11 protein-coding genes and 1 other RNA gene are annotated in these 8,109 nt (G+C 62.3%); 2 read left to right on the top strand and 10 right to left on the bottom strand.

Annotated elements, in window-relative coordinates; translation table 11 throughout:
• Positions 1-400: 400 nt before the first annotated feature.
• Both GGR61_RS18025 and GGR61_RS18020 read right to left on the bottom strand, forming a co-directional pair.
• Positions 401-697, bottom strand: coding sequence for a hypothetical protein (locus GGR61_RS18025; RefSeq protein ID WP_147421125.1), 297 nt, complete (start codon positions 695-697; stop codon positions 401-403).
• Between the two features lie 209 nt (positions 698-906).
• Positions 907-1,206, bottom strand: a complete 300-nt coding sequence (locus GGR61_RS18020) for a hypothetical protein (RefSeq protein WP_147421124.1) — start codon at positions 1,204-1,206, stop codon at positions 907-909.
• A gap of 837 nt (positions 1,207-2,043) precedes the next feature.
• Here GGR61_RS18020 and ffs point away from each other — a divergent pair.
• Positions 2,044-2,140, top strand: an RNA gene (ffs, locus tag GGR61_RS18015) — signal recognition particle sRNA small type.
• 89 nt (positions 2,141-2,229) lie between these two features.
• On the opposite strand, the gene GGR61_RS18010 is transcribed toward ffs, so the two are convergent.
• The 7 genes from GGR61_RS18010 to GGR61_RS17980 all read right to left on the bottom strand — a co-directional run bounded on the left by GGR61_RS18010 (position 2,230) and on the right by GGR61_RS17980 (position 6,280).
• Positions 2,230-2,670, bottom strand: a complete 441-nt coding sequence (locus GGR61_RS18010) for a molybdenum cofactor biosynthesis protein MoaE (RefSeq protein WP_184406922.1) — start codon at positions 2,668-2,670, stop codon at positions 2,230-2,232.
• A complete protein-coding gene (locus GGR61_RS18005) occupies positions 2,667-2,912 on the bottom strand; it encodes a MoaD/ThiS family protein (RefSeq protein ID WP_184623065.1) in 246 nt (81 codons plus the stop codon). The genes GGR61_RS18010 and GGR61_RS18005 overlap by 4 nt, the downstream gene beginning before the upstream one ends.
• Positions 2,909-3,406 carry a cyclic pyranopterin monophosphate synthase MoaC gene (moaC, locus tag GGR61_RS18000; RefSeq protein WP_184406920.1) on the bottom strand — a complete coding sequence of 166 codons (498 nt, stop codon included), beginning with the start codon at positions 3,404-3,406 and terminating at the stop codon, positions 2,909-2,911. Before moaC ends, GGR61_RS18005 begins: the two co-directional genes overlap by 4 nt.
• Before the next feature lie 24 nt (positions 3,407-3,430).
• Positions 3,431-3,670 carry a hypothetical protein gene (locus tag GGR61_RS20975; protein ID WP_260288291.1) on the bottom strand — a complete coding sequence of 80 codons (240 nt, stop codon included), beginning with the start codon at positions 3,668-3,670 and terminating at the stop codon, positions 3,431-3,433.
• Between the two features lie 80 nt (positions 3,671-3,750).
• Positions 3,751-4,782 (bottom strand): GTP 3',8-cyclase MoaA, encoded by a 1,032-nt coding sequence (gene moaA, locus GGR61_RS17990; protein WP_184406918.1) that lies wholly within the window; start codon positions 4,780-4,782, stop codon positions 3,751-3,753.
• Positions 4,782-5,531: an MBL fold metallo-hydrolase gene (locus tag GGR61_RS17985; protein ID WP_184406917.1), complete on the bottom strand. Its 750-nt coding sequence runs from the start codon at positions 5,529-5,531 to the stop codon at positions 4,782-4,784. The genes moaA and GGR61_RS17985 overlap by 1 nt, the downstream gene beginning before the upstream one ends.
• Positions 5,531-6,280, bottom strand: a complete 750-nt coding sequence (locus GGR61_RS17980; protein ID WP_184406916.1) for a 3-deoxy-D-manno-octulosonic acid kinase — start codon at positions 6,278-6,280, stop codon at positions 5,531-5,533. The genes GGR61_RS17985 and GGR61_RS17980 overlap by 1 nt, the downstream gene beginning before the upstream one ends.
• Positions 6,281-6,300: 20 nt before the next feature.
• Here GGR61_RS17980 and GGR61_RS17975 point away from each other — a divergent pair, with 20 nt between their 5' ends.
• Entirely contained in the window at positions 6,301-7,350 is a 1,050-nt protein-coding gene (locus tag GGR61_RS17975; RefSeq protein WP_184623063.1) for a glycosyltransferase family 9 protein, read from the top strand.
• Between the two features lie 254 nt (positions 7,351-7,604).
• On the opposite strand, the gene GGR61_RS17970 is transcribed toward GGR61_RS17975, so the two are convergent.
• Positions 7,605-8,009: a DUF6165 family protein gene (locus tag GGR61_RS17970; protein WP_184406914.1), complete on the bottom strand. Its 405-nt coding sequence runs from the start codon at positions 8,007-8,009 to the stop codon at positions 7,605-7,607.
• Positions 8,010-8,109: the final 100 nt, after the last annotated feature.

The following is an 8,109-nucleotide window of genomic DNA, read 5'->3' as shown; positions in this document are numbered from 1 at the left end:
TGTCGGTGAAGCGTGATGTCTTCATGGAAATCTCCTCGAGAAAGGTTACGAGAAAATTCCACTTCTTGCCCCTGCTGATCTGCGGGGGGATTACCCTACGACGGCGCCCAAAGCGCTGCAGCAAAGCCTCATCGACGAAGCCGTTGGCGTGACGAAAGTGCCGTAGACCTGAGAGAGGCCTGGGCCCATTACTTCCCTGGCGGCTTGGTGGTGAAGTAGGCTTCAAGTAAGCGATTCATGGGAGCCAACTCATCCAAGGTATGCGGGTCTTTAGGATATAGATGATGTCTTTAAGGGCCAGCTGACTGCTGTGATAATCAGGCCCATCCATCCTTGGGCGGACGCTTTACTTATGGAGTCAGGGAGCGTGATAACACTCGCTTACTTTACCTTGCCACCGCTATCTGGCTGAAAGCGCTTTTCCAAAAAATAACATCATTAGAAAGACATTGGCTTGGGGCTTTCCCCGAACAGAAGCCCACTTTTTAAAAGCAGCTTCCGCCAAACTGACTTGAGCTAACGCATGTAATCTGTCAAATATTCTATTTATGTCGTAATCAGCAGCATGCCGCTCTTCTTGAAGAGTGACAAAATGACGCGCCACGTCAGCCAGTTCAGGCAGGACTGCTGTTGATATCAACGCTGAATATGGCCTGCCTAAGTTAGGCTGAGAAATACCCTTGGCCGCATTTTTCATGTCGCCATGAGTGAGTGCCCTTTGGATATGTCGTCCTATCCCCGCGGGCTGGGCGGGGCTTACAAGGCTTGCGGCCTCTGACGACAAAAGATGAAATAGGGCGTAGTAGGCAGTTGAAATCGCTCGCCTAAGGCTAGCCTGTTGCGGCCTTCTCTTTTCTTTCGTCGCCAAATGCCTTGCTTGACGCAGGAGGTCTTGAGGGAGCGCCATTAACGCTTTTTACCCATCCCACTGACTAACTCGACATAAGGCCAGCGGGAAACGCCCTGGCTCAGCGCAACCTTCTGCACCTCGTCAGCGAAGCTTCTCAACTCCTTAAATCTCTTTGAACTAGAAGCTACGGACTTTTCGTTCACCTTCAGTTTGACAAACAACGAAGAATCCCCGCTCGAGTCATCTCCAACCTTGATGTCGTAAGACAACACAGTATTAGGGATCCTCATTGCCTTTATAAGGCTATCGAGGACTTTGCGGTCTTCGGATTCGGAGTGGATAATAAGGTCGGCCATGAAGAACAATTACCACAGATTGATAAATCTTGCAACAGCAGTCACGTGTGAGACCTTTGATGTGATAGCCGAACCCATCACAAGACCAATGCCGCTAGAAGGCAGAGCGCCTCTGTGATTGATTTTTGCAGCAATCCAGAACGCTAGATTAGTAGCGCCTTCTCGCCAGCGTCCTCTTCTACCGTTTTCTGCGAGCTGACCTGAATGTAAGCAAAGTGCCCGACCGGCGGACCGAACTTAGCAAGCGTCTCCGCTTTATCGGACAAGCTAGTGCGATCGATGTAGAAGTTCTACAAGACCGTCTGCCCAGTCCCGTCCCAGTGAGGGGTTCTTCGCGGAAGCCGACACTCCCGCTTCGCCGAGCCCGGCAACCCAGCCCCGTTGAGTTGGGTAGGCCTGGAAACAGCCGCTTTACCTGAGATGCCTCCAAGTAGGGAAGGAGCTCGGCCTCGATGACCGCCTAGACGCTACTTCCTCTTGGTGCCGTAAGGCAACTGATTGAAAGGCTTCGGGGATACCCCCTGTTTACGGGCATGAGTGGTGATTGATCTTGGAGTCCGTCCCATCTTCAACTAATGATGCGGATTCGGGTATCACCACCTCCGCGCCCCTCCCGCGGCCAACGGGGAGCCGATCACTGAGGCTAGCAACGGGCATGAACAACCCGCTACAATGGCAGACCACAAAGCAGGACACCTTCCTGGTTTACGTGGCTGTAGAAGAGTCAGGACTTTCGAGCGGGATCAGTACCTCCCCCTCTCTCCGCCAGTTTTATGATCCTGCAACGCGATTGCACGGGTCCAGGGTCGCGCCAGTGGCCCACGTCTTATGGTGGCCCCGTCGGTCCCTCGCGACGCTAGATCGAAAATCCCGCCAGGGCCGGAAGGCAGCAACGGTATCGATTGATGCGGGCGCCGAGGTCAACCGGCGGGGACACCACCCTAACCCGTTCAGCACACGCCTCTTCAGCATGCAAGGCAGCGTCCAGGTGATGGCGCTGCCCCGGTAGTGCTGATGACAGGCCTACGATTCTGGATGCAGCCAGCCCGCATCGCCTTCCAGGTAATGCTCGTGTTTCCAGATCGGCACGCGCGCCTTGACTTCGTCGATGATGAAGCGACACGCATCGAATGCAGCGCCGCGATGCGCCGCGCTGACGCCTACCCACACGGCCATGTCGCCGATGCGCAATTCGCCCACGCGGTGCACGCAATGCGCATTGACGATGGCAAACCGGGTCATCGCCTCGTCGAGCACACGCTGGCCTTCGGCCTGCGCGAGTGCGGCGTAGGCTTCGTAACGCAGGCCGGCCACGCCACGACCTTCGTTATGGTTGCGCACCCAGCCTTCGAAACTGGCGAACGCGCCGGCATGCGGGTGCTCCAGCGCAGCGCGCAAGCTGTCGATCGGTAACGGCACATCGGAAAGCGCGAAGGTGGCGGTTGTCTGCTCGCTCACGCTCAACCTCCCGACACCGGCGGAATAAACACCACTTCACTGCCATCGCGCACCGCATCCTCCCAGCGCGCGAATGCGCCATCCACCGCCACGCGCAGCTGCGCAGGTGTCCAGCGCAGCCCGTGACGCCCATCGAGCTCGGCATACAGAGTGCGCAAATCCTGCGCATCCGATCGCAATTGCTCGCTGGCAATACCTGCCGCTTCACGCAGGCTGGCGAAGTACAGCACCGTCACTGTCGCGCTCATCGCGTTGCTCCGATATCGCGCTTGCCGCCGCGCTTGGACACCAACTTGGTCGGGCCGATGCTCATGCTGTGCGACAACGCCTTGCACATGTCATAGACCGTCAATGCCGCCACGCTGGCGCCGGTGAGCGCTTCCATTTCCACGCCGGTGCGATGCACGCAGCGCACCGTGCACCTGATGTCCAACACCTGTTCGCCCGCCCAGTCGATCTCGAAGCGACACGCATCGATCGGCAGCGGATGGCAGAACGGAATCAATTCGTGCGTGCGCTTGACCGCCATGGTGCCGGCGATCACGGCCGTTTCCACGATGCCGCCCTTGGCGCTGCGCAATCCGTTGGCGCGCAACTGCGCTGCCACGGCTGCGGGAAATCGCACGCGGCTTTCGGCGGTGGCACTGCGTGCGGTGACCGCCTTGTCCGAGACATCCACCATGGCGGGCAGCCCGGCGTCATCCAGGTGGGTCAAGCGTGCGGAACGGGGGTTTGCAGGCATGGGAAACGACACGGTGGCAGACGCTCAGGATGCGGCATTCTCGGTGAAAGCGGTGCCTTGATGAAACAGCAACCGCCAGCCATTGCCATCGGCGCGCCACAACGAACGGCGCAGCTGCGGTACCAGCAGCACACATTCAAAGCCGTCGGCCCGGTAATCGACCAACGTATCGTCAGCCATCAATGCTGCAATGACATCGCCTCGCGTGTCGCGTCGTCCGGACGCACCGAATTCCACGAACTCGGGATCGAGCAACTCCTCCAGGACCTACACGGAGCTACGCACCTGCGGATCGAGCAAACGCAGCTCCAGCGCGCGCAGCTGCGTCAGGAGCGAGGTTTCGCTCACCCGCCGATCAGAAACATCTCGACCGGCTTGCCACGCCGCGGTGTCGAGGCACGCACCTCGCTGTAACGGTCGCCACGCACGCTCCAACGCGCGCGCAAATGCTCGGACAATCCTTGCTCGCCTTCGCCCAAGGCCGGCTTGAGGTCGTGCCCCTGACTGGCGAACAGGCAGGTGTACAACTGCCCATCGGCGGACACGCGGGCGCGCTGGCAGTCGCCGCAAAACGGCACGCTGACCGAACTGACAAATCCCACCTCGCCCGCACCGTCGGCAAACGCATGCCGCTGCGCAACCTCGCCGGTGTAATTGGCATCCAGCGGAACCAGCGGCCAGCGCGCGTGGATGCGGCCGTGCAGTTGCGCCGAGGTCACCACCGCATCCGGCGTCCAGCCGTTGCAGCTGCCCACATCCATGAATTCGATGAAGCGCAGCACATGCCCGGTGCCGCGGAAGTGCTCCACCAACGGCAGCACCTGATCTTCGTTGACGCCACGCTGCACCACGCAATTGATCTTCAACCGCTGGAAGCCGGCCTGCTCGGCGGCGGCAATGCCGGCCAGCACCTGCGCGATCTCGCCACGGTCGCCGCTCATGCGCTTGAACAGCTCCGGCTCCAGCGCATCCATGCTCACGGTGATGCGGCGCAATCCGGCCCGACGCAATGCGCCGGCCTGACGCGCCAGCAACGCGCCATTGGTGGTGAGCGCCAGATCCTCGATGCCGTCGATCGCCGTCAATCGCGCAATCAGGGTCGGCAGGTCGCGGCGCAGCAGCGGCTCGCCGCCGGTCAGCCGCACCTTGGTGACGCCCACCGAAACGAATGCGCGCACCAGCGTTTCGAGTTGATCGAAGCTCAGCCGCTGCTGCGCATCGAAGCCGTAGTCGTCCGGCACGCGATCGGCCGGCATGCAGTAGCCGCAGCGGAAGTTGCAGGCCTCGATGACCGACAGGCGCAGGTCGCGCAACGGCCGGCCATAGCGGTCCTGCGTCGGTGCTGCTGTCAGATCTGGCAACAGGCGCGCGCTCATCAAGGCACCATTGCAGCGGTCGGGTCCGCCAATGCCAGATACTGCCCAGGCACGGCCACGCGATGGCCGCGTGCGCGTAGCACGTCGCCATCGGCGTCGCTGGCGTAGTGGTACAGCAGCATGCGGCTCAACAAGTCCTGCGGGTATTCCCGCTCCAAATCGTCCACCCCAGTATGCGACGGGTTGCCGTGAACGCCGCAGTCATGCGCGATGAGCTCGCTGTCATCGGCATAGCGGGCCAGCATTTCCGGAATCGGCCGGGTATCGCCACTCCACACCAGTGCACCCTTGAGGCGCAGCCCGTAGGCGGTTTCCGGCCAGTGGTGACGCGCCGGGAACACCTCCAGCCGCACGCCGTCGTGCCAGAAGGCATCGCCAACCGGCACCAGCTGAAACGCGTCCCAGAAGTTCGCACCGCCCTCGGCCAGTACATTCGGATAGTCGGCAATGCGCCGCTGCAGCAACGGCACCACCGGCGCCGGGACGTACAAGCGGGTACGACCACGCCGTTCGGAGAAATAGCTGTCCACGAACATCCGCTCCAGCCCGCCAACATGGTCCAGATGCACGTGGGTGATGAAGATGGCCTGCGGCAGTTGCGCATAGTGGGCTTGGTAGGCCGTCAGCCCTTCGCTACCGCAATCGATGGTCAGCCAGGGCGCGCCCGCACGCTCGATCGTGGCCATCGGCGAACCGAGCGCCACCGCCGCCGCGCTGCCGACCCCCTGCATCCGCAACGCCCACTGCATCAGTAGCCCCGGCCCCAGGCCAGGTCATACGCGCGATGCAGGCGCTCGTAATCCTTGTCCACCTCTTCGCGGCTGCGGTTGCCGCGCAGCTTCAACAGCGAGCGATGCAGGCGCTTGAGATTGCGCTCGCGCCAGCGCGTGGCCGGAATGCGCAACACGCCGCGGTCGAAATCGATCAACCAGCCATGCCCACCGGCATCGAACAGGATGTTGTGCGCATTGAGATCGGCATGATCCAGGCCGGCGCGATGAAACCGCGCGATCAGCCGCCCGGTTTCTTCCCACGGCGCACCGCGTCCGGCGACTTGCGCGTGATCGGCGAGCGAGCGCACGTTTTCCAGGCGCTCCATCAACAACGCGGCACGATAGCGCAGGCCTTCGCGCAGATAGCAGGCCGCCAACGGCCGCGGCACCGGCAGCTTGCGCGTGAGCAGCTCGCGCATCAGCCGGAACTCGGCAAAACTGCGCGTGCGCCCCGCCCCTTTCCACAGATACTGGTCGCGGCTCAAGCGCGCAACCAGACCGCCACGCCGGTACTGACGCAACACGCTGTGGCCGAACGGCGCATCCACGAACCACGCCCCACCCCGCCCGCCTTCGTCGACCGGCCGCGCCCTGTCGCCCCAGTGCTGCGGCGAAAACAGGCCAGCGTCGGCTTGCCGCAGCCGCTCGCGGTCGAACAGAATGGCGCCATAACCGCGGCCTTCGCGGTACGGCGCCAACGCTTCAGTGGCGTCGAAAGAGACCATCTATCGAGTTTAACAACACCATGGCTTCCACGCCCGCTTCGTTATGCCTGCTGCGCCTGTCCGCCCTGGGTGACGTCACCCACGTGGTGCCGCTGGTGCGCACGTTGCAGGCGGGCCTTCCGGCAACCCACCTGCATTGGATCATCGACAAGGCCGGGCTCAAGTTGCTCGACGGCCTACCGGGCGTGCAGTTTCATGCCTACGACAAGCGCACCGGCGTGGCCGGCATGCGTGCACTACGCCAGTCGCTGGCGCCATTGGGGCGCTTCGATGCCTTGTTGCAGATGCAGGTGGCCCTTCGCGCCAATGTGCTGTCGGCCTTCGTGCCGGCGCAGCGCCGCATCGGCTACGACCGCAGCCGCTCCAAGGACCTGCACGGGCTGTTCGTCAACGAACGCATCGCCGACCGCCCCGGCATCCACGTGCTCGACGCCATCGGCAGCTTTGCGCAGCCGCTCGGCCTGGCCCAGACCCAGGTGCGCTGGGACTTGCCGGTTCCCGACGAGGCGTATCACTGGGCGCGCGCGCAATGGGACGACGACGGCCGCCCGGTGCTGATGATTTCGCCGTGTTCCAGCCACGCACGCCGCAACTGGTATCCCGACCGGCATGCCGCCCTGGCCGACCACGCCGCCGCGCAAGGGTGGCGAATCGTCCTGTGCGGTGGCCGAAGCGAACTGGAGCGAACCACGGCGGACGCGATCGTTGCTGCAGCGCGCACGCCGATACTGGATCTGGTCGGCAAGGACACGCTCAAACAACTCCCCGCCCTGCTCGCCCGCGCCGATCTGGTGGTCACGCCTGATTCGGGGCCGATGCATATCGCCAACGCGATGGGCACCAAAGTGCTCGGCCTGCACGCGGCCAGCAATCCGCTGCGCAGTGGCCCGTATTCGGACGTGCGCTATTGCGTGGATCGTTACGACGCGGCGGCCCGCAAACATCTGGGTAAACCGGCCGACCAGCTGAAATGGGGAACCAAGATCGAATTCGACCAGGTGATGGCGCTGATCACCGTGGACGATGCGATCGCCGCGTTCGAGCGTTATCGCGCCGATCATCCACACTGAGGATCGGCGAGGCAGCGGCGCTCTAACAAGCGCTCCATCCGCTGCAGAGCAACCCGCGCTTCCCCCTTGGCTCAACCGCTCCAGAACCGCCCGGAATCAAGAGAACAGCCCGGAATCAAGAGCGAACTGCCGGCGGCTCGCGCGCGGCAGACATCCATTGCGGCGCTGGCGGAGACACATCCTGGCAACGCACTCAGGATGCCGCTCAAACACCGCCCCCGCGTTGAGTCACCCAGACGCGCGGTCAGCGGCTATCAGACACCTGTGGCGCGATAGTCCTGATACGACTTTTCTTCCACATACGCTGACCCGAGCGCCAGGTTGATCTCTTTCTTGATGCGCGCCCGCTCGTCGTTTTCGATATAGACGCTGCGCGCAAGCTGCACGAAAGTGTCGTCGAAGGTCTGCGCCTGTTCCTTGAGGCGGATGTCATCCTCGATCACCCACAGGCGTTCGTTGACCGCCTTGAGCTCGGCGCGCAAACGCACGATGTCGTGACCGGCGGCCGGATGCGCCATCCAGCTGATTTCCAGCGCAGACAGCTCGTTGCGCACATTGGTTAGCTTGGCCGGATCGCGCATGCGCTCGGACTTGATCTGCAGGATCGCGATCTTGTCGAGCAACTCACCAAAGGACACGGGCACCAGAATCTCGGACATAACAGGCCTCCAACGGATATTCAGCGATTGTAGCCGCCGCTGCAGCGACTGGCTGCGACGCATAAACAAAAGCCCCCTTGCGGGGGCTGATGCGAATCTG

The sequence above is a fragment of the Xanthomonas sp. 3058 genome (assembly GCF_014199765.1).
GTDB classification, from domain to species: domain Bacteria; phylum Pseudomonadota; class Gammaproteobacteria; order Xanthomonadales; family Xanthomonadaceae; genus Xanthomonas; species Xanthomonas campestris_B.
This window is presented reverse-complemented; position numbering and strand designations above follow the sequence as displayed.

Bases quoted from the DNA above. Each gene is read 5' to 3' on its own strand.
- GGR61_RS18025 (WP_147421125.1), bottom strand. From the start codon at position 697: ATGAAAAATGCGGCCAAGGGTATTTCTCAGCCTAACTTAGGCAGGCCA.
- GGR61_RS18020 (WP_147421124.1), bottom strand. From the start codon at position 1,206: ATGGCCGACCTTATTATCCACTCCGAATCCGAAGACCGCAAAGTCCTC.
- GGR61_RS18005 (WP_184623065.1), bottom strand. From the start codon at position 2,912: ATGAGCGCGACAGTGACGGTGCTGTACTTCGCCAGCCTGCGTGAAGCG.
- moaC (WP_184406920.1), bottom strand. From the start codon at position 3,406: ATGCCTGCAAACCCCCGTTCCGCACGCTTGACCCACCTGGATGACGCC.
- moaA (WP_184406918.1), bottom strand. From the start codon at position 4,782: ATGAGCGCGCGCCTGTTGCCAGATCTGACAGCAGCACCGACGCAGGAC.
- GGR61_RS17985 (WP_184406917.1), bottom strand. From the start codon at position 5,531: ATGCAGTGGGCGTTGCGGATGCAGGGGGTCGGCAGCGCGGCGGCGGTG.
- GGR61_RS17980 (WP_184406916.1), bottom strand. From the start codon at position 6,280: ATGGTCTCTTTCGACGCCACTGAAGCGTTGGCGCCGTACCGCGAAGGC.
- GGR61_RS17975 (WP_184623063.1), top strand. From the start codon at position 6,301: ATGGCTTCCACGCCCGCTTCGTTATGCCTGCTGCGCCTGTCCGCCCTG.
- GGR61_RS17970 (WP_184406914.1), bottom strand. From the start codon at position 8,009: ATGTCCGAGATTCTGGTGCCCGTGTCCTTTGGTGAGTTGCTCGACAAG.